The organism is Paenibacillus sp. NPDC056579 (assembly GCF_042793215.1).
In the GTDB taxonomy this organism is placed as follows: domain Bacteria; phylum Bacillota; class Bacilli; order Paenibacillales; family NBRC-103111; genus Paenibacillus_S.
The window spans coordinates 443,430-464,422 of the sequence record NZ_JBHTVD010000003.1; the positions used below are offsets into that span (position 1 = coordinate 443,430).

The 20,993-nt window shown below is 54.9% G+C and carries 13 protein-coding genes; all 13 read right to left on the reverse strand.

Annotated elements, in window-relative coordinates; translation table 11 throughout:
* Nucleotides 1-40: 40 nt before the first annotated feature.
* Nucleotides 41-3,508, reverse strand: a complete 3,468-nt coding sequence (locus tag ACFQ88_RS14625) for an AAA family ATPase (RefSeq protein ID WP_379454585.1) — start codon at nt 3,506-3,508, stop codon at nt 41-43.
* Between the two features lie 59 nt (nt 3,509-3,567).
* Nucleotides 3,568-4,722, reverse strand: coding sequence for an exonuclease SbcCD subunit D (locus ACFQ88_RS14630; RefSeq protein WP_379454586.1), 1,155 nt, complete (start codon nt 4,720-4,722; stop codon nt 3,568-3,570).
* A gap of 85 nt (nt 4,723-4,807) precedes the next feature.
* The gene (locus ACFQ88_RS14635) at nt 4,808-8,860 is read right to left on the reverse strand and encodes a UvrD-helicase domain-containing protein (protein ID WP_379454587.1); all 4,053 of its coding nucleotides are present in this window, start codon (nt 8,858-8,860) and stop codon (nt 4,808-4,810) included.
* The gene (addB, locus tag ACFQ88_RS14640; RefSeq protein WP_239627076.1) at nt 8,841-12,551 is read right to left on the reverse strand and encodes a helicase-exonuclease AddAB subunit AddB; all 3,711 of its coding nucleotides are present in this window, start codon (nt 12,549-12,551) and stop codon (nt 8,841-8,843) included. Before addB ends, ACFQ88_RS14635 begins: the two co-directional genes overlap by 20 nt.
* Nucleotides 12,552-12,823: 272 nt before the next feature.
* Nucleotides 12,824-13,924: a rhamnogalacturonan acetylesterase gene (locus ACFQ88_RS14645; RefSeq protein ID WP_239627078.1), complete on the reverse strand. Its 1,101-nt coding sequence runs from the start codon at nt 13,922-13,924 to the stop codon at nt 12,824-12,826.
* Between the two features lie 189 nt (nt 13,925-14,113).
* Entirely contained in the window at nt 14,114-14,581 is a 468-nt protein-coding gene (locus ACFQ88_RS14650; protein WP_239627081.1) for a MarR family winged helix-turn-helix transcriptional regulator, read from the reverse strand.
* A 113-nt stretch (nt 14,582-14,694) separates the two neighbouring features.
* Nucleotides 14,695-15,126, reverse strand: a complete 432-nt coding sequence (locus ACFQ88_RS14655) for an ester cyclase (RefSeq protein ID WP_379454588.1) — start codon at nt 15,124-15,126, stop codon at nt 14,695-14,697.
* 155 nt (nt 15,127-15,281) lie between these two features.
* Complete coding sequence (locus tag ACFQ88_RS14660; RefSeq protein WP_379454907.1) at nt 15,282-15,866, reverse strand: nitroreductase family protein; 585 nt, start codon at nt 15,864-15,866, stop codon at nt 15,282-15,284.
* Between the two features lie 218 nt (nt 15,867-16,084).
* Nucleotides 16,085-17,452, reverse strand: coding sequence for a class I SAM-dependent rRNA methyltransferase (locus ACFQ88_RS14665; RefSeq protein ID WP_379454589.1), 1,368 nt, complete (start codon nt 17,450-17,452; stop codon nt 16,085-16,087).
* A 37-nt stretch (nt 17,453-17,489) separates the two neighbouring features.
* Nucleotides 17,490-18,179, reverse strand: coding sequence for a deoxyribose-phosphate aldolase (gene deoC / locus ACFQ88_RS14670; protein WP_379454590.1), 690 nt, complete (start codon nt 18,177-18,179; stop codon nt 17,490-17,492).
* 1 nt (nt 18,180) lies between these two features.
* Complete coding sequence (locus ACFQ88_RS14675; protein WP_239627092.1) at nt 18,181-18,609, reverse strand: NUDIX hydrolase; 429 nt, start codon at nt 18,607-18,609, stop codon at nt 18,181-18,183.
* A gap of 84 nt (nt 18,610-18,693) precedes the next feature.
* Nucleotides 18,694-20,034, reverse strand: coding sequence for a tRNA (N(6)-L-threonylcarbamoyladenosine(37)-C(2))-methylthiotransferase MtaB (mtaB, locus tag ACFQ88_RS14680; protein ID WP_239627093.1), 1,341 nt, complete (start codon nt 20,032-20,034; stop codon nt 18,694-18,696).
* Between the two features lie 5 nt (nt 20,035-20,039).
* Nucleotides 20,040-20,852, reverse strand: coding sequence for a 16S rRNA (uracil(1498)-N(3))-methyltransferase (locus ACFQ88_RS14685; RefSeq protein ID WP_379454591.1), 813 nt, complete (start codon nt 20,850-20,852; stop codon nt 20,040-20,042).
* Nucleotides 20,853-20,993 lie beyond the last annotated feature (141 nt).

Genomic DNA, 20,993 nt, shown 5'->3' on the forward strand with positions numbered 1-20,993 from the left:
CGGTTGTCTCCTCTCGCTGTAGTATCCATATTGAATTGCTTTATAACGTCTCAAGGAACACTCTGCTGCCCTTTCCGCCTGGCTCGGCAGGAAGCACAACCAGCCTTCTCGGCAAACGGGCCCTCAGCTCCGGCACATGGCTTATTACCCCGACCGTGAGCTTATCCATATGGAGCTTTTCCAGCGCAACGATAACCGTCTCCAGCAAGTCCTGATCGAGAGTACCGAACCCTTCATCCAGGAAGAAAAATTCCAGAGGATACTGCCCTTTCAGCTGGATTTGCGCCGATAAAGCCAACGCCAGCGACAAGGAAGTCAGGAACGTTTCTCCTCCCGAAAGCGTAGTAACGGGCCTCTTGACGCCGCCGTTCGAATCGTCCCGGATAATGAAGCCCCCGGCCGAATCCACCTCGATGGCGTACTTCTGGCGGGTCAGCTGACCTAACCGTTCAGTCGCTGCACGGCTTACCTGCATCAGCTGCTCCTCGGCCAAAAATTCCACGAACGCGTTGCCGCGCAGCACCGACTGCAGCTTGCTGAGCAGCGTAAGCTCGTTTTGGCGGGCTATTCGCTTCGTTTCCAGCTCGGTCCACCGTGCATGCTTCTCCTGCAGCGACTCCCAATCGCGCTCGGCTTTTGCCTTGGCCTGCAAAGCCGCATCGTCGCGCTTCTTGCATTCAGCCAGCTCTTCCTCCAGCTGCGCCCATTCAGCATCCGTAACCATGCGGTCGCCAAGCTGTTCGGACAGCTGCCGCGCCTGCACGTTAAGCTGATGCTCCAGCTTGCCGTAAGCCTCGACCTCTTCAGCCCAAGTCTGCCTCAGCGCATCGGCAATCCTCGCCGCTTCTACGTCTTCCGGCTTCAAGAAGCCGTACAGCTTGGCTTGCGCGTCCCACTCCTTCTCTGCGTTGGCCGCCTGCTCCATTGCGGTCTGAACCGCTTGAGAGGCTGCCGCCATCGCTGCTGCCGCTTCCTGGCCGGATAACTGTGCCTGCTCGTAATCGAGCTTCGTCTTCTCATTGGCTCCCCGCAGCTGCTCCAATTGGTTCGACACGCGGATTAATTGAGGACCGACCTCTTCTTCTCCGGCCCAATCCTTCAGCCGATCCGCTTTTTCCGACACCTGCTGCTGCAAATGCTTCCATTCGGTTTGCAGCTGGACCGTTTGCCGGTCGAATTCGTTCAGCTTCTCCTGGACTTGCCCTATCAAGCTCAGCTTTTCTTCTATAAAAGTAACGCTCTTGTCCAACCGTTCGCGAAGGTCGTCCGCTTTTTGCTGCTGAAGCCTCAGCTGCTCTGCCGCCGCTTCGACACGGTCAAAATCAACGCCAGCAAACTTCCGGTTCCATTCGTCCGTTTGCGCGGCGACGGTCTCTTTCAGTCGGTCGGTCTTCTCTTTCGCTGACGCGATGAATGTATGTAAGGTTTGCCGGCGGGATTGCTGCTCCGCCATCGCACGGTCGATCTGCCCGCGCAGCTGCAGAAGCTCCTGCTGCCGCTTTTGCATCGCTAGATATCGTCTGCTGAGCTGCAGCAGCTCGTCTTCGACCGACTGCAGCACGGTCAACAGCTCCGCCTCTCCGAGCAGCTCATCTATCGCAGTACGGACAACGCCGCCTGCGACGCTATCGTTCGTCTGCTCCCAAGCTTGTACGGCTGCCGCCGCTTCGGCGAGAGAATCGTTATGCTGCAGCTGGGGAAGCACCGGCTTCCATTGCTGCACGATCCCGTTCAAGCTGAGCAGCAATTGGCTCGCCGACAGCTGCTGCTGCCTTGCCCTAAGCTGCTGCTCCTCCAGTCGTGCCATCGCCGCATCGCCTTCGGTTTGCAGCGAAGCTTCGTGCTCATGCAGCGTGAAGAGTTCGGGATGCTCCGTAGCTCCGCATACCGGACAGCGGTCCCCCGCTTCCAGCTGCGAGGCCAAGGCAGCCGCCATCGCTTTCCGTTCCGCTTCGCGCCCCTTTGCCTTATGTTCCGCGATCCAAGCGGGTATAGCGGCAAGCACCCGGCCAAGCTTGGCTTCCTGCTCCTTCGCCTCGGCATACGCCTGTGCCGCTTCCTGGAGCCAGCCGGCCAGCCATTGCCCCCACTGCTTCTCCCGCTCCTGCACCGCGCCCTCCTCGCGCTCGAGCGCTTGCAGCTCCTTGCCGTGCTTCTCCAGCTCGGCACGCTGCTCCTCCAGCTGGCGGCGCCATTGCTCGATCGCCCGTTTCTCCTGCAGCGCTTCCTGCAGCAGGTCTCTCTCGGCGCTCGGCACCTCTGCCAGCTTCAGCTCCGCCTTAAGCTCCGCCTGGCGCTTGACGGCTTTGTCTCGCAGCTCCTGCTCACGCTGCAGCTGCTCCCGCGCGGCCGCGAGCTGGCCGGCCGCCTGCTCCGTCTGCTGCGCGAGCCGGCTTGCCGCTGCGCGCTGCTGCGCCAGCTCCGCCGCCAGCGCTTGCGCCTGCTGCAGCTTGTCGAGCCGCAGCAGCAGCGGCGCCTCCTGCGCAGCCAGCGCATCGCGCGCTTGCTTGTGCGCCGCTTGCGCCGCGGCAAGCGCGGCCTGCGCCCGCGCAAGCTCCGCTTCGGCGCCGCCCAAGGCGCTGCGCTCGCGGGCTAGCCGCGCCTGCGCCTGCGCGAGCTGCTGCGCGTACGGCCGCGCCAGCTCGGCCTGCGCCGCGCGGGCGAGCTGCGCTTGCAGCGCCCGCACCTGCGGCGCGCGGGCCTCGTGTTGCGCGAGCTGCTCCCGCGCGGCCGCGAGCGCCTGCTGCAGCTCGCGGATGCGGCGCTGCTCGGCGGCGCGGGTCTCGCACGCGGCAAGCTGCGCCCGCAGCTGCTGCGAAGCTTGCGCCGCATCCGCAAGCGCGGCCGCCGCGGCGTCCAGCGCCTGCTGCGAAGCGTCGCCGAGCCCTTGCTGCTCGGCCTGCAGCTCTTTGATCGCCACGTCCGTTTCCTTGAAGCGGACGGCGGTTTTGGCACTCAGCTGATCGCCGTACGGCTCCAGATGGAACAGCCGCTGCAGCATTTGCCTGCGCTCGCTGCCCTTCAAGGCGAGAAACTCCGCAAACTTTCCTTGCGGCAGCACAACCGCCCGGGTGAAGTCCTGCATCGACAGGCCCAATACATCCTGGACCTGCTGGTTCACTTCACCCGCCTTATCCGCGAGGACTACGGTCTCTCCGTCCTGATATCGAATCAAACGGCTTACCGTGTTGTTGACCGACACATCGCCTCCGCGCTTGAACTGCCTGTCCACGCGGTAACGCTGCGCGCCTGACGCATGACCCAGCTCGAAAGTAAACGATACCGACAACGTGTTCTCGGCATGGTTCATTATGCCCTGCGTACCGTTGGCGGCACGCTCCACTTTGCCGAACAACGCCAGCGTCACCGCATCGAGAATCGTCGATTTGCCGCTGCCTGTCTGTCCGAAAATACCGAATACGCCGGCATCGCATAATGCTGTGAAATCAATCTCTTGAAGCTCTCTATAGCTTTGAAGCCCGGCCATTTGCAAATAAATCGGCCTCATGGCAAGCCATCCCCCTTTCCATGCATATGATGCAATTCCAATCGTATGTCAATTTCCGGCTACGCCTCCAACAGCTCCATAAACAACCGGACAAGCTCCGCTTCCGGCTCCGCGCCTCCGGTTTGCCGTGCATAATAGCGGCGGAACAGCTCGTCCATCGGCATGCTGTTCATTGAAACAGCGGAAGCCGCGGCCGCTTCCATTTCCGGATAAATGGGCCGGATGTTGACGATGCCTTCATGCGCTTTGCGCAGCATATGGATTTGCTCCATCGACATCGCTTCCGACATATGTACTTCCAAATCGATCCAGGCTCCGGCATCTTTGCCATCCGCAAGCCATTGATGAATTTCCGTTAAGCCGTCGGCCGCTTTCCACTTGACCAACGGGCGGCCGCTCGACAAGAACAGCTCCTCCAGCTTCGGCACCTCTCCCGGGCCAACATCCAGCACCGTCACCGACTTGGCTTGTCCCGCTTCGGAGAAACTGTAGGCAAGCGGCGACCCGCTGTACCTCATCAGCGAGGAAGATTTTATCGTTTGGGGGCGATGCAAGTGGCCCAAGGCAACGTACTGCGCTCCTACCGCCAATGCCTCCGTATCGACCGTATAAGCGCCGCCTACTTGAATCGGCCGCTCCGATTCGCTCTCCGCCCCACCCAGCACGTAAATATGGCTCATCAGCAAATTGACAGTATGTAGGCTGAAATGCTTCGCCTGCTGCGAAGCGATAAATTTGACGCGGTCCGAGTAAGCGACCCGCAGCAGCTCTTCCTCAACGTGATCCGTCAACAGCTCTTTTAAGCGCGATTCAGAAGGATACGGCAGCGAAAACAAACAAGCTCGCTCCCCCGTTCTTGCTATGGGGATGATTTCATGCCGGTCCTCCGGCAGGCCTGCCAGCCGGACTCCAAGCTTTTGCGCCAGCGGCGCAGCCGCCGCCAGCCGGTCGGGATGGTCATGGTTCCCCGCTATGACCGCCACCGGTCTCTTGCCGTTATCGGCCAACCGGGCAAGCGCGTCGTAAAAAAGCTGCTCCGCCGCAGCCGGAGGATTGACCGAATCATAGACATCCCCTGCAAGGAGCACGAGGTCAATCTGCTGATCGTTCACCATCCGAACCAGCTCCTCCACGAACGCCTCCTGCTCGGCCATCCGGCTTCTTCCTTCCAGCGTCCGGCCGAAATGCCAGTCCGCGGTATGCAATATCCGCATGGATTCAGTTCCTCCTCTCTTGACTCCTTCTATATCAAGCTCATCTCTCAAAATTTCATTTATTCTTTTGAAAATGCCTTTCCGGCTACAGCTCCAATATATGAGCACCGTCAAATAAAAAAATGTATTTAGCCAATACCGGTTCTTTCCATATTCTAGAAACCGCCTGAGCATACAAATCGAGCTGCAGCTGATACCTTTCCCTCACGGCTTGCAGTGCAGCCGTTCCTCCGCCCTTCAGCTGGTCGGTCTTATAATCCAGCAGCACCAGCCCGTCCTGCTCTTCGAACAGGCAGTCGATAACCCCTTGCAGCAGGATCGTCTCCTCCGAAACGGCCGGATCCGTATTCCCGTAAACTTCCCTTGCGGGAAGCCCATAGCTGAAAGGCACTTCACGGTGAACTGCCGCAGACTTCAGCAATCTTTGTCCCAGCGGGCTCCGGAAAAAGGATACGATGACTTCGGCATCGACTACTTCGCTTTGTGCATCCGTCAACAATTCCTTACGGACCATATTCGCCAAAGTTTCTTTCACCTCATGAACAGTTGGCTCGAAATGGACCGGCATATGCTGCATCACCGAGTGAAATACGGTTCCGCGTTCCGGAGCGCTCAGCTTCGTCTGCTCCATGAATCTCGGACGGCGGACGATGGCCGGGCGAAATCCTTTTTTCCGCTCCTGCGTTTCCAACAGAACCGGCTCCAAAGGCTCGTCAGACACAAGCTCCAGCAGCTTATGGTGCTCCGACATCCGTTTCAGCTCAGTGACCGACGTTTTGGAAAGCAGTGTGGACGCCTGCTCATTCGAATACGTCCATGACAGCTTGTTCCATACGGAGGATTCGAACGGTCCTCCCTCCCCCGTTTCGCCATCGACAGTCTCCAGCCTGAGTACCGACTGCATCCTCTCTGCCGAAACCTCGTAGACGGCGGCCGCCTCGGCCATCGCGGTGAACGCCTCAGGACGAACCCAGCGGATCTCCCATCGGGAAGGCTCATCGAGCAGCCATTCCGGCCTCCGGTATGCAGCAGCGGCATCTTCACGCAGCGCATGACCATCCGGATGCCGTATCAAAGCAGGTCCAAGCCAGTCCAAGTAAGACCGCGCCTTGGCAACCGTATCGTCCGGCATCAGCATATCCTCATGCTCCGCTAAACGCGACCAGCTCTGGAGCAGCTTGTCCGATCCTTTCACCGTAGCAAGCAGATACAGCTTCTCCCGTGCTCTGGTCAATGCAACATAGAGCACACGCATTTCCTCGGCCAGCATTTCCATCCGCATTTTGCGGCGGATCGCAAGCCACGGCAGCGTAGGATAGCTGATTCTCGCATCCGCATCCATCAGCTTCGGACCGAAACCCAAATCTTTATGAACCATAAACGCATCGGTCAAATCACGCTGATTGAACCGCTTCGCCATCCCTGCGACGAACACGACCGGAAATTCCAGTCCTTTACTTTTATGTATCGACATGATGCGAACAACGTCTTCCTGCTCACCTAGCGCGCGCGCAGTCCCCAAGTCGCCACCGCTGTCTTTCATCCGCTCGACAAACCGGAGAAAACGGAACAGCCCGCGGAATGACGTCGCCTCATATTGTCTCGCCCGGTCATACAATGCGCGCAAATTAGCTTGGCGCTGCTGCCCTCCGGGCAAGCCTCCGACAAAATCGTAAATTCCGGTTTCGCTGTATATATTCCAAATCAGTTCGGATAATGTGCCTTGCTGGGCAGCTTCCCTCCAGGAGCGGAGTCTGCGCATAAACAGCTGCAGCTTTTGCAGTAAGTCCTCATCGAGGGCCGATTCAAGAACGTTTCCTTCAGAAACCCGGCTCACTCCGACAACATCATCAATTCCTGCAGCGACTTCCTTCCAGGCTTCCTGGATCTCGACTGTTTCCGTTTCCGTTTCCGCTTCCGCCGGCTCATAATCATCGCTTGCCAGCGTCGTCTTTTCATGCTCCTGTTCGTTTCTGTGCGTACCTATGTAAGCCCGTACGGCGTCATAAAAAGCACCATGCTTGCCTGTAATCCGGATTTGCGCCAGCTGCTCGGTCGTCAACTGAACGAGCGGTGAGCGCAGGACGGCGGCGAGCGGAATATCTTGATACGGATTGTCGATAATTTTGAGCAGCGATAACAGCATCTCGACTTCCGTTGCAGAGAAGTAACCGCTGTTCAGCTCGGCATATGCCGGAATTCCTTGCTGCTTCAGCTCTTCGATGAACACCGGGGACCACTGCTGAGTAGCTCTGAGCAGAATAACCATGTCCCGGAACGTAATGTCTCTTTTGCCGCCTGTTGATTTATCGAACACTTGGAATGCGCCTGTGCCCCCCGCTCCGAGCAGCTGATGGATTTGTGCAGCAATAGCTCTCGCCTCCAGCTGCGCCGTCTCCAGCTCGCGCGCTTCTGCAGCCGGGTCGAGCTTGTCCGCGGATTCGCCCTCTTCGCCCGGCGCATCTTGCGCTGCGCCTTCCTTGTCGGCATCCTCCGGACTATACGGCGTATCCTGCTCCGTTCGGTCAATTAAAATCAGCTCGGCCGCTTCCGTACCGTTACTCTGAACGTCCCATTCAGGATAATAAGCGGCACCGTACTTCAGCTCGGCACGGTCGTCATAAGAAATCTCCCCCACTGTTTCGCCCATCAGCTGTTTGAAAATATAGTTAACCCCATGGACTACCGACAACCGGCTCCGGAAATTACGGGCGAGGTCGATTCGTTGTCCAGGCTCTGTACCTTCGGTCTGATAGCTCTTGTATTTACCAAGAAACAAGCCGGGTTCAGCTAACCGGAACCGGTAAATGCTCTGCTTGACGTCACCGACCATAAACCGGTTGCCCGGCGCCTCCCTTGAGATCAGAGCTACGATAGACTCTTGAACGCGGTTTGTATCCTGATATTCGTCAAGCAGTACTTCAACGAATCGCTCTCTGTAGCCGAGCGCAGCCTGCGACGGCATCATGGCATCGCCGTCTTCATCCACCGTGGATAATATTTGCAGGCAATAGTGCTCCAAATCGCCAAAATCGACAAGGCCTTTGGCCTTCTTCGCTTCCTGGTATCTTCGGCCGAATTCAATGACAAGCTCCACCAGCGTCTTCATTACCGGAGCCATTTGCCGCAGCTCTTCGTCGTACTGCTGGGGTGTGCGAGCAAACAGCTCCTCCGTCAGGTCGGACAGCTGATCCTTCGCACGGCTTCTCAGCTCCTTCACCTGCTCCTGCAGCTCTTTATCGTATTGATCTCCCTTGCACGGCTTCAGCTTTCCGAAGGAAGCTCCTTGAAACGACTCGTATAGGTGCTCCCACGAATAGCCTGCCACCTGCTGCAGATAGTTCACGGCTTCGATATCATCCTGCAGGTTTTGAAGGTAAGGGGCAGGGCCTCCAGGCTGCTCGGCCACTCGTACGGCTTCCCTCAGAATGGAGGCAATGCCTTCCAGCTCCAGCTGAACGGATGCCAGCAAGCTGGGCAGCCAAGGGTTCGGATCATCCGGGCTCCTGTCGAACATGGCGGCCATTTCACGCAGCCATGCGGCCGGACGCGGATGGCTTCGGGATTCGTCGTAGAGCCGCTGCACCAGCCGGTACAGCACATCGTCGCTCTTTTCCCCGCTGAAACCGTCCACCAGCCGCCAAAAATCTCCGCCTTCCTCGGCAGCGCCATACTGTTCCTCGAACAGCTCCTCGATCAGGTCCTGGCGCATAAGCTCGCTCTCCGTTTCGTTGGCGATACGGAACCCCGGATCCAAAGCAATGGTCTGATAGTGCGTTTGGATCACTTCCAGACAAAAGGAGTGCAGCGTCGTAATAGACGCTCTGCCGATCAATGCAAGCTGTCTGCGGATATGGTCTGACCCGGGATGAAGCTCCAATGCTTTTTCCAGCGCTTCACTAATCCGGTGTCTCATTTCCGCTGCAGCGGCATTCGTAAACGTAGCGACGAGCAGCCTGTCGACATCCACCGGCTCCTGCTCGTCGGATATTCGCCGAATAATCCGTTCCACCAGGACGGCCGTTTTTCCCGAGCCTGCTGCCGCAGCGACCAGCATGTCGTGGCCATGAATCGTAATCGCATCCCATTGATCGTCCGTCCACGAGGCATTCTCAGGCTTAGGTATTTTGTTGATCATCCGGTTCACCTCCCGATTTCCCGTCCGGCTCATCGAACAGCGTCAGCTGCTCTGCCGTAGTATCCTCTTTCTGTTCAATAGCAGCTCGCTCCAGCTTTCTGCCCGCTTGGACCGCCGATCTGGCAGGGCGAAACGGAATCACTTGGGGAGCAGGCAGCGCTTCAACCCGTTCCTTCATCATCTCCAACGCCCGCTCCTTGCCGACCGGCGTCAGCACCTTGTGCTCGTTGGCTTCAAACTGCGTATCGAACTGACAGACCGGCTTGAACGAGCAGAAAGTACATGCGGCTTCCGTACCCATACGGTACGGTTTGATTGCGACATCGCCGCTTGTCATTGCCGTTCCTATGCCTTTAATCGTCCTGCGCACATAGCTTCGAAGCACGTCCCACTGAGCGTCGTCCGCGACGGACGACGATTTGTAGAAGCTCCCGTCGTTCTTCAAGGCCGCAGGAATCAGCTGGGAATGACCGCTCGATTTCACAAGCGTCGTATCCATCATTCGGGCCGTTTCCGCATCGGCACGGATCAAGCCTCTCATTTTGTACCGTTTGCGAAGCTCCTCCTCCGCTTTTTGCTCAGAAATCCGGTTCTGCGTCTGAAGCAATGGATTATGCACATGGAAATAAAGGACACCTGCAGGCTTGGCCTCCGTCCCTAACCATTCGTTGGCGTGGGTCAATATGACATCCAGATACGTGAGCATCTGCAGCGACAAGCCATAGTACACCTCCGACAGCTGCAGGGCCGTCGGGCTTGACTTGTAATCGATGACCCGCAGCAGCGTCCCCTGCTCCGTATCCGCACGATCGACTCGGTCGATCCGCCCTCTGACGTCCATCCGGATGCCGTTCTCAAGCATATAAGAAAGCGGAGGAATCGGCTGATCCGCCCCAAAACCGATCTCGAGCCCCACCGGCACGAACTGCCCTAGCTTGGCATGCTCTCCGAGCATTTGCGCCGAGCGCCCGATGACCTGCTTCAGCTTGCGGGCAATGTACGAGTAGCGCTGAGAGCTGAACAAAATTTCGCTTTGCAGTCTAGGCGCCAGCAAATCGACAACATTTCCCGCCTTGACCAAATAATCATCGGCGGTCAGATTCGCCCAGTCGCCTCCTTCCTCGGTTATCCGCTCGGCGAACATGCTGAGCGCAGCGTGAAACAGCTGCCCGATATCGGGAGCCTGCAGGCGGAAAATACGCCGTTCCTGCAGCCGCAAGCCGTGTGATGCGAATTGGGAGAATGGACACGCTACAAACCGCTCCATTCTGGAGACGCTCGTCAGAACATGCTCTCCATACAGCTGCCGGCTTGTATCCGGCGTCAAAGGCATGGCTTCATTCGTAAATGTCAGCGCCTGCAGCATTTGCTTGAGTCGCTCGCTCCAGCCGGGCTGACGAACAAACCAATTGTATACGTCCCACCATACGGACGATATCGTCTCTCCCTTCATCCAGCCCTTTAGCTGAACTACGAGGTACGACATGGCTTTCTCGGGGCGCGCAATATAGCCAAGCTGCTCCGTGGCGGACATGTCCGCTGAAGGCTCCGCCATCATGAGCCGTTCCTTGATCTCTGGGAACATGCGCTTCATATGCCGGATCACATCGGATGGCAGCAATGACTTCCCTTCCTCGTCCGCGAGAGGATAACTAAGCCACAAGCATTCCGAAGGCGTACAAAATGCGCAGTAAATCAAAAACTGCTCGTCCAGCAGCTTCCTCCGGCTCCCTTCAGCCATGGACAATCCAAGGCCCGTCAGTGTTTCCCGCTCCGGCTCGCTTAACACGCCGTCCTCTTTCATCTTCGCAGGGAGCACGCCTTCATTCACTCCGAGCACAAACACATGCTTTACATTGCCGGACCGGGTACGGTCCATGCTTCCAATCAGTACCTGATCCAGCGACGGGGGCACTAATCCAAGCTTGATGCTCTCCATTCCGGTTTCCAGAAGACCTGCGAACATCTCCGTGGTTACCTCTTCGTCTCCCATCAGCTCGACCAATTGATCGAACATATCGATAACCCGATCCCATACTTGCGCATGTTCTCTCGCCTTTTCCGGCTTGCCTTCATTTATCGCCCGCTGGCTCCAGCTCTCGAGCCTGTCCGGAACGCGCAGCTCAACTAGCAGCTCGTATAATGCTTTTACTTTATCCATGACGGATTTGGCCCGTCTCATCGATTCCTGAAGCTTGAACAGCGGTTGTGCCACACTATTGCGGCAAACGTTCATTTTATGTATAAAAGCCGCTTCCGTCTCGCTGGCCGCTGCATCCGGCTGCTCCAAGCTCGAACGCAAGGAGTAGGTCCAAGGCTTTCCATCGAACCATTTCGAGCCTTGAATGCCAAAGGCAAGCACATAATTCTCCAGCTGATCCATAGCATGCCTGTCCAGACGGATCCCGTCTGCTTTCTGCTCCAGAGGGATGAAAAACTCTGTTTTCACACAGCGGAACACCGCATCGTATTTCCAGTAACGCTCTATGACCTCAAGCGAAGAACGGATAAGCTCCACTACGGGATGGTGCATGACGGACCGCTTTTGATCGAAAAAATGCGGGATGCCGAAATCGGTGAACGTAGCCGACAGCAGCTCGCCGTAGGCTTCCGCATTTCGCACCGTCACCGTGATATCCCGGAACCTGAGATTGTTCTCTCGAACGAGCCGCAAAACCTCCCGCGCGGTCCCTTCCACTTCCGCTCTCCGGCTTACCGCAGCCGTCAGCTTGACCCCGTCCCTCTCTTTCGATGCGCTGCCAGCGGAACGATATGGCTTCTTCAGCCGCTGATCCATCTCCTTTTCCAGATGCGTCAGCATCGGGCTGTCCTTAAACCTTACGGGGGGATCGCATTGCAGCAGAATCGTTTCCCTAACCGGAATATGCAGCTTGTCGAGCCGTTCCTGCAGCTGAAGCATAGTTCTTGCCGTCGGATGGAACAAATCCAATTCGTGAGGCATATCCCCAAGCCTATATTCACGGTCAAGATTCAAAGTCATCGTAACTTCCCGGCACGAAGCAACCATGCTCTCAACAACCGCAAGCTCCTGCGGAGTAAACCCGTGGAAGCCGTCAATCCAGCATTCGGCGCCGCGAACATAATCGGACTTGGGCAGCTGGGCGGCAAGCAGCGTCAGGAAATCTTCCCCGTCCAAATAAGTGCGTGACAGCTCCTGCTCGAATTCCCCGTACAGCAGCTGAAGATCATGCAGCTTATCCTTAATTGAAGACGATTGATCGTGAACGGGCGAGCTTCTGTAGAATGATTCCAACCCTTCCGATGTAATGCAATACCGTTTGAATTCCTTGAATAAATCGCTTATTTTCTCTATGAAGCCCATCTGATCCGCACTGGCGGAAAATAGCTTTAGACGGTCGCGTTGCTTATGTAATAGTTTGTGCAGCAGCAGTTTTTTCCCCGTATCGTCAATCGGCAGTCTCGCAGTCCCTCCGACCTCCTGCATGACCCGCCAGGCGAGTCTTCGAAAGCTGAGCACCTGAGCCCGCAGCGTTCCGCCCAGCTCCGGAGTCGAAGCCAACGCATATTCAGCCTGAAAGGTCGCCTGCTCGGGAACCAGAAGAATAAGCGGACGTCCGCTTGGCGCTTCGAGCAGCTTCTCTTTAATACTGCTCAGGCAGTATTCGCTTTTTCCGCTGCCCGCTCTTCCCAACACAAAACGGAATGCCATGGAGCTTCCTCCTCATCTATGTACAATAGTCACTTGGATATAGGTAGCCATAAGAAAGTAACATTTCACTCTAATTCTATTATTCTACCAAAAAACACTCTTTTTGGGCTAAGGGATGTTTTGGTTCATATTATACCACACAGAGAACATATGTTCTATTACCTCGAAACGAAGCCATGATGGTACGTTGGTGCGCGCTCTAAGCTTATTGAATCGCACGAAAAAAACCGGCACCTGTTCTTCGACAGCTCCGGTTTCGTAAGATCCGTTTTTTAGTTAGACCGCAAATAATGTTGGAGAGGCTCCACTCCGGCCTCGCGGATACATTCCGTCACAAGCCGTGCAATTTCAACCCCTCCGTATTCCGTAAAGTGCGTGTTATCCTGCGCCCCATCCGGAAAATTGGCATATTCGTTCGGCTCCGCCCACATAAAAATACGTTTGGTCGCCTCTTCGCCCCGCTCCTCGAACAGCCGCTTGCTTTTGCCTGCCAAATCCAGAAAAGGAACCTCCTCGCGTTCAGCCAGCTGCCGCATTGCTTCGATATAATCGCCGTGGGTATTCTCAATGCAATGCCGCGCATCAAAAAAGCGTCTGTGCATCGGCGATACAAGCACCGGATAAGCGCCTCTCTGCCGTGCACCGTCAATATACTGCTTCAGATAGTGCTGGTACGTAGTGAAAGCGTCCGTCCCGCCTTCGTTGTCCTTTTCATCGTTATGAGCGAACTGAATGAGTAAGAAATCCGAAGGAGCTATCTGATTCCAAATATGATTCAGCCGGTTTTCGGTAATAAAGCTTTTGGAGCTTCTGCCCGAGCGCGCATGGTTGGATACCGCAATGTCCGCCGTCAGAAACTTCGGGAACATTTGGCCCCATCCCGCATAAGGATACTGGCCTGAGGGCTGGTCGGTTACCGTAGAATCTCCTGCCAAAAATAACGTAGGCATCTCTCCCGCCCGTTCGATTTCTATGGCGTAAACGCTCGGCGCAGCGCCGGAAAACGCCAGCTTCAGCTGTCCGTCCTCGGCTCTCACGGCAAAGGTTTCCCGGACGAACTGTCCTGGAGCGGTATGAATATTGTCCAGCATCAACCGCCCGAGACCGGCTTTGACCGTCGTCGCGGATGGAGCATCCGGGTGCCCCAATGTTAAGGTAACGGAATAATTGCCGAAAGGCACGTCCACTCTGAACGTCGGCACCGGCTGAAGAAAATAATCCCCAGGCCACGAATCGCGTAAATCCTCGTTCCTAGAGGGATGCACCGACTGGGAGAAGCCATAGCCTCTGGCGCTGCTGTACGAAGTATTCAGTGTCACGGGAATAAATTCTGAGCTTGTTTCATTGGGATGAAAAGCAAATTGTATTTTCATTAGGTTCCTCCAACAAGCGGTAATGTCGCTGACTTCTCGAAACATGATGATATGAAACTAAGTCAGCGATCGGTCTTTTGTTAATATTACCTTATAGTAAGCGCTTAGCCCCCTGAATTCAATCCGAATAATTTCGCATTTTATCAATTTTTGAAACCAGACTGCAGGAGGGACGTCGAACCATGTCCGCTACCAGACAGGACGAAACGCTCCAGGCTTGGCATTGGGAAAGCTGTGAACCAATTCCCGCATATCGTGGCGGAGCGATCGTATGGCTTCTTCTCCAACCATCTGTTCCCAACGTCGCTCTATCGAGGAAAATACAGCTTCCGTAGTTCGGATACATCGCCAGCCACGCTCCGTTAATACGACGAGCTTCCCCCTGCGGTCGGATGGATGCGGCTCCCTGCTGACATAACCCCGCTCTTCCAAATAATCTATTGTCAAACTGGCAGCCTGTTTGGTAATTCCAAGATGATCCGCTATTTCGTTACCCGTTGCGCCTCCATGGGATAGCTTTTGAAAAATAAATCCGTGAGACGGACGAACGTCGTCAAATCCTGCCTTGGCCAATTCATCATGCAATTCGTCTACCGCCAAGCGAAATGCAGTTGCAAAAAGAATCGTAAGCTCGTATCCCGGTGCCTCGTGCGCCAATGCTCTGTCCCCTCCTAGAATTCGATCCAGCAAACTCATCCATCCATTTTACCACGATTCCTGAAAATAACTAAGGCCGCCCGATGAAAGAGCGACCTTAAGCATTTCATAAGCTATTTAATTCGGCAGGCTGGCTGCTGGTGAAGCTCCGCTCCGATTTGGCGCAGCAAGGAGACCGTGTCGAAAAGCGCCCAATGCTCAGCGATTTTACCGTTAACAAGCCGATATTCGCGATATACCTTAACATCCACACGGTTGCCGGTAGCTTCTGTCCCTCTAAACAAGCCCAAATGGGTTCCTGTCATTGCAAGTCTTACGACAACGCGGTCACCTTGCGCCACAATGCTTTCTACGGCAGAGCACTGATCCGGAAATGCAGTATGCAGGACGCGAGCCGTCTCCTTGAGTCCAATTACGTTATTAGGGACGTAAGCATGATCCTCATAATCTTCGGTTATATACTGATCCGTACACGCGAGATTGCCTTCGTTCCAGAATGCCTGAATAAAAGAACGTACCGTTTCCATATTAGTTTCAGCTTTCATATTCAGCCCTCCACCTCATAATATAGTCAAGTTAATTGACTATATATGATTATAACTCCGTTTCGTATTTAGTCAAGTAAATTGACTAAAATTTCGAGCCATCAAAAAACTCCCTATCGCTAAGGGCAATAATGCCTTGCAACAGGGAGCATTTATTACTCGGATATCCAGACCGTCTTCTCGGATACGGGTCTTCTCTTGCCGGGAAGCAGCTGCATGTCAGGGTAGCCAACATAGACCAGGCCTACCAATTCATCGGACGGAGCGAGTCCGAAGGCTTGCTTCATCCGCGGGTGATACATCGGTTCTCCGGAGCGCCAGATCGTGCCCAAACCCAAACCGTGCGCCGCCAGCAGCATATTTTGCACTGCGCTGTGAGCGGCCGCGAATTCCTCCATCCGGTTCACGGATGGAGCGTCGGATGGCGATACCGCCACAGCGATTACGACCGGAGCGCGAAACGCCTTGCCCGCCGCTTTGCTGCGTATCGTCTCGAGCTCTTCCACTGCCGAACCCGCTGCGCCTTCCGCCGCAATATCGGCATATGCATCCGCCAGCTTTTGTCTGCCGCCGCCTGTCATTACGAAAAATCGCCACGGCTCGGTTGCATGATGGCTCGGCGCCCAATTGGCGGCATCCAGCAGCGCTTCGATCTGCTGTTTGTCCACCGGATCCTGCTTCACCCTGCCGATGCTGCGCCGGCCTGCAATTGCCTCTCCCAAGGACATAGATAATTTCATGAAATCCGTCATATATAATAGCCACCTTTTCTTATATCAATGGACTTGTTACCGTAAATTATTCTTGAGAATAATTATCATTCCCATTTCACATTATAAAAGCGGTGCCGCGAAAATTCAAGCCCGGCTGCAGCCTTTTCTTGTCGGAACCATTGGCACCGCTCAAAAAATAAAGCCGCTGTCTTTGGTATAGAACCAAAAACAACGGCTACATCGTTCTATTTGCTCCGCACTTCAAAAATAGCAAATTTCAGATAGTTTCCTTCATCTACCCCTAAAATCCGCGGGTGATCTTTCCCTGCCGCTCTGAACTCGATCAAACGCAGTATTTTATTCGCATCGGCCGCCGCAGCGTGAATCGTTTCTAGAAATAGTTCAGGCTTCATATGATATGAACAGCTGGCGGTTACTAGATAGCCGCCCTCGTTGACCAGCTTCATCCCGTGAAGGTTGATGTCCTTGTACCCTCTGCAAGCGCCTTCGACAGCGCTGCGCGTTTTGGCAAACGCCGGAGGGTCGAGAATGACGACGTCCCACGTTTTGCTTTTGGATGACAAGGGTTGAGAGGTATCGACCTTCTTCTTGTCCGCATGTGCTCTTTCCTTACGCTGCTCGAGCCCCTTCACCTGCTCACGCAAGTATTCGAACGCGTCGGCGACTACGAATTCTACCCGGTCCTCGAAGCCGTTCAGCTTCACATTCGTTCTGGCGCTTTCAATCGCATGCTCCGAAATGTCGAGGCAGGTTACCTTCTTGGCGCCGTATTTGCACGCGTTCAGCGTAAAGCTGCCGGTATGGGAGAAGCATTCGAGCACTGTCGCACCGTCCCAGAAAGGAAAGGAAACCGTCTTCCCGTTGGCGTTAACCGGCGCTTGGACGTTCGTCCCGTCCTCCTGCACGACGTCTTTCAGCTCGATTCCGCTTTGTTTGCCCCATCCGAGCATCAGAGGAGCAATAGCAGCGCGATTTTCCCGCTGATCGAAGAAATACCCTGTCTTTTGCCCCTGCATAATATCGATATCGAGCAGCAATCCGTTCTCGGTAATCCGGACATGCTGCGGACATTCCCCATACAGCAGTCCCGTACGCTGCTCGAGACCCTCCAGCTGGCGAACGGAAACGTCGCTTCGCTCATAGATGCCGGCAGGACAGATTACTTCCGCTAATGCCGATACGATCGCCTCGCGCGCACGATCCATGCCCAAAGTAAGAAGCTGTACGACGAGAACGTCCTCAAACCGGTCGACGATCAACCCCGGCAGGAAATCCGCTTCGCCATATACGAGCCGGTAAGAACGGGCGCCGGGCAGGAATCGCTCCCGGTGCTCCAGACAGCGGCGGAACCGCTCTGCAAAAAAGTGATGATCCATCGCTTCCAGAGGTTCGTAGGAAACGACACGCACTACAATTTGCGATTCCGGATTCCAGTATCCGGTAGCGGCATACTGGCCAAGATGCGTATGTACATCAATCAATTGGCCGGGCACGGGATCCCCTTCGATTCGGTCCGTTTCCGTTTTGAATACCCAGGGATGCCCTGCTTCCAGCCGTTTCTTTCTTTTCTTGCTCAAAAATAACGAAGCCACGTTTTTCCTCCCACATTCACTTACGTCCGCTAAATGGTTAATATGTCGATGAGCCGGAAACTCCTTGCATTATAGCAACTCCCGAGCTTGTGCCGAGTCTCGTCGCTCCCGCCTCAATCATGTTCAAAGCCGTTTGCAAATCTCTGACACCGCCGGAAGCTTTCACTCCGATGGATGACGATACGTTGGCACGCATCAGTCGAATGTCATCGACAACCGCTCCGCCCGGGCCGAAGCCAGTGGAGGTTTTCACATAATGTGCTCCAGCCTCTTCCGATAAGCGGCATGCTGTTTTCTTCTGTTCCTCGTTAAGGAATCCCGTTTCAAATATTACTTTGACAATGGCTTGACCCTCAACGGCGTTTACAACGGCTCGGATATCTTCCATTACCGCATCGAAATTGCCTTCCAGAAGCTGGCCGATCTGCAATACCATATCTATCTCGGAAGCGCCCGCTTCGGCTGCTTTCGCCGCCTCATAGGCTTTTACTCCGCTATCGTTGGCACCCAAGGGGAACCCGCAGACGACGCTGATACGAACGCCGCTCCCGGCAAGGGATTGTTTGCACAGCGGTACCCAAACGCCGTTAACGCAAACGCTGTAAAAGCCATACTGCACAGCTTCCTCGCACAGCTTGCGCACCATTTGCGAGGTGGCGTCGGCTTTAAGCAGCGTATGGTCAATGTACGAAGGCAGCTTTGCGATCAAGTTCGATTGGTCTGACATTCTAGTTCACCTCATATCCAAGGGAATTCAATGCTTTTTTCAATACCGTATCGTTGTTGCCGTATCCGGAGTGCGTCTGCTGATGCCAAGCCTCCAGAGGGTGAAGCCATTCGACTCCGCGAATCTCCTCCACTTGCGCCTGGAGAGAGCCTCCCGTCGCCTCGACCAAAAAATAATGCACCTCTTTATCGACCATGCCTACGCCAGCCATCGTGAATTGATAGGTGATCGTCTCTATGGGCTCCACAATCGCTCCGACAATGCCCGTTTCCTCCAGAATTTCTCTTAAAGCCGTTTGCTCTATCGTTTCTCCCGGCTCCATTTTCCCTTTGGGAAGCGTGATCTTGCCGTAGCGATCCTGAATCATTTGGACGTGAATCTCATTTCCGTTTTTGCGAAACACTACGCCTCCTGCGGAAATTTCCTTCATATCAACCACCCTTTCCGATTCCATCTTTAGAAAGAACAAGGATTTCATCCTACGTTCGGAATGAAATCCTTGGCTCACTTTGCTTTACACGATCAATGCTTTGGGCATTTCAGGTACGCGCAGCAGCTGTCCCCGCGATTCGTTGACACCGGCTTCCGTAACTTTGACTTTGCAAACAGAGCCGATCCAGTCCTCGCTTCCTTCAAAAACAAGCTGCAAATAGTTGTCCGAATAGCCCATGATCAAGCCGCTGTTCGGTTCACCCTTATACGCGCGCTCCGGAATCACTTCCAGCACTTGACCTACGAATTTCTTCGCATAAGCGAGCTGCATCCGCTCGGACAAGTCGATCAGCTCGTGAACGCGGGCATTCTTGAGCTCCTCGTCGATTTGATCCTCCATCCTTGCGGCAGGGGTTCCTGTACGTTTGGAATAAGGGAACACATGCATTTCAGAGAACTGCATTTGCTCCATGAACCGGTAGCCTGCGCGGAACATCTCCTCGGTTTCCCCAGGGAATCCTACGATGACGTCCGTCGTAATGGCTGCGCCCGGCATAATCTTATGAATCTTCTCAATCTTGTTTCCGAATTCGGCCGTCGTATATTTGCGGCGCATCCGGGCAAGAACGGCGTCGTCGCCCGCCTGCAAAGGAATATGCAGATGCCGGCACATTTTATCCGAGGCATTGAGTACTTCCAATACTTCCTCGGTAATTTGGCTCGCTTCGATCGAGCTGATCCGGATCCGCTTCAGTCCGTCCACTTTATCCAGATCCCATAGCAGCTTCGCCAAGCTGTAGTTCTCCATATCTTCCCCATACCCGCCGGTATGAATACCTGTCAGAACAATTTCCTGGTATCCTGCGTCCACGAGCATGTGTGCTTGCTTCAATACACTCTCCGGTTCACGGCTTCTCATCAGGCCGCGAGACCATGGGATAATACAGAATGTACAGAAGTTGTTGCAGCCCTCTTGGATTTTCAGGAACGCACGGGTCCGGTCGGCAAAATCCGGCACGTCCAATTCCTCGAACTGGCGGGTTTTCATAATATTGCGCACCGCATTGATCGGCTTGCGCTCCTGGTCCAGCTGCTGGACGTACGGAATAATTTTGTCCCGATCCTGGGTGCCGATCACCAAATCGACTCCGGGAATCGCCATAATTTCCGCAGGGGACGTCTGGGCATAGCAGCCCGTAACCGCGATAATCGCTTCCGGATTGCGGCGAACCGCACGACGAATCATCTGCCGGCTCTTTTTATCGCCCGTATTGGTTACGGTACAAGTGTTAATTACATATACATCCGCCGTCGATTCGAAATCGACCTGTTCATAGCCTTCATGCTTGAACAGCTGCCAAATCGCTTCCGTATCGTAAAAGTTGACTTTACAGCCTAACGTGTGAAACGCAACTGTAGGCATCTTCGTTATCCTCCCATCTCTCCGGTTTCATATAAAATGCAAGTAAGACCGACCATAGCGGCGGTCTCCGTCCGCAAAATGCGTCTTCCAAGACTGACGGAATGAGCTCCTGCAGCTTCGGCAGCCTTCACCTCTTGCTCGGTAAATCCGCCTTCAGGGCCGACAATTAACAGCAGCTTGATTCGCTGCTCTGCGGTATAGGCTTGAGTCGGTCCGTCCGCAGCGGTCCTGCTGACCGAAGAGTCCCGATGCTTGGTTAAGGCTTCTTGAATGCGCTGCTTCAGCTGGAGTCCGTCCTGCTTCTCATAACAAATCCAGGCTGCATCCGCCTGTCCGATCCGCTCCAAGAGCTGCTTCCACGACAAAGGCGCTTCTACGGCAGGCACCCGGTTGCGGTGCGCTTGCTCCGCCGCTTCCTTAGCGATCTTCTGCCATCGCTCCACCCGCTTGCCCTCTTTCTTTACATCCAGCTGGACAACCGTGCGCTCCGATTGAAAAGGAATAAACCGGTCGGCGCCGATTTCGGTTCCCTTTTGAATCACGAGCTCCATCTTGTCGCCTTTCGGAAGGCTCTGAGCGATCCAAACCTCAACTGCAGGCTCATTGAGCATAGGAAGCCATTCTACTATATCGGCAACCACCCGATCCTTCTCCGGTTCCCGAAGCCGCACTACCGCTTCACGATCCAAGCCGTTGCTTACAATGACTTGATCGCCGGCCTTTCCGCGCATTACGCGGATAATATGATGTGCGTCGTCACCGACAATGGTAACGTCCGTTTCGGTTAACAGCTCGGGGGCAATAAAATAACGCTGCATGGTCTTCTCTACTTTCTTTATTCAGTGCTCGTATTTCATTAACAATTCGTAAAGCATCAAATTTCATCATACAACTTTTTTGGCGAAAAAGCCACCGTTGTCAGCAATCTCCAAACGGACAGCCCCTGCCGTTATTCCCGC

Coding starts and splice junctions, on each gene's coding strand:
- ACFQ88_RS14625 (WP_379454585.1), bottom strand. CDS start 3,508: ATGAGGCCGATTTATTTGCAAATGGCCGGGCTTCAAAGCTATAGAGAG.
- ACFQ88_RS14630 (WP_379454586.1), bottom strand. CDS start 4,722: ATGCGGATATTGCATACCGCGGACTGGCATTTCGGCCGGACGCTGGAA.
- ACFQ88_RS14635 (WP_379454587.1), bottom strand. CDS start 8,860: ATGATCAACAAAATACCTAAGCCTGAGAATGCCTCGTGGACGGACGAT.
- addB (WP_239627076.1), bottom strand. CDS start 12,551: ATGGCATTCCGTTTTGTGTTGGGAAGAGCGGGCAGCGGAAAAAGCGAA.
- ACFQ88_RS14645 (WP_239627078.1), bottom strand. CDS start 13,924: ATGAAAATACAATTTGCTTTTCATCCCAATGAAACAAGCTCAGAATTT.
- ACFQ88_RS14655 (WP_379454588.1), bottom strand. CDS start 15,126: ATGAAAGCTGAAACTAATATGGAAACGGTACGTTCTTTTATTCAGGCA.
- ACFQ88_RS14660 (WP_379454907.1), bottom strand. CDS start 15,866: ATGAAATTATCTATGTCCTTGGGAGAGGCAATTGCAGGCCGGCGCAGC.
- deoC (WP_379454590.1), bottom strand. CDS start 18,179: ATGTCAGACCAATCGAACTTGATCGCAAAGCTGCCTTCGTACATTGAC.
- ACFQ88_RS14675 (WP_239627092.1), bottom strand. CDS start 18,609: ATGAAGGAAATTTCCGCAGGAGGCGTAGTGTTTCGCAAAAACGGAAAT.
- mtaB (WP_239627093.1), bottom strand. CDS start 20,034: ATGCCTACAGTTGCGTTTCACACGTTAGGCTGTAAAGTCAACTTTTAC.
- ACFQ88_RS14685 (WP_379454591.1), bottom strand. CDS start 20,852: ATGCAGCGTTATTTTATTGCCCCCGAGCTGTTAACCGAAACGGACGTT.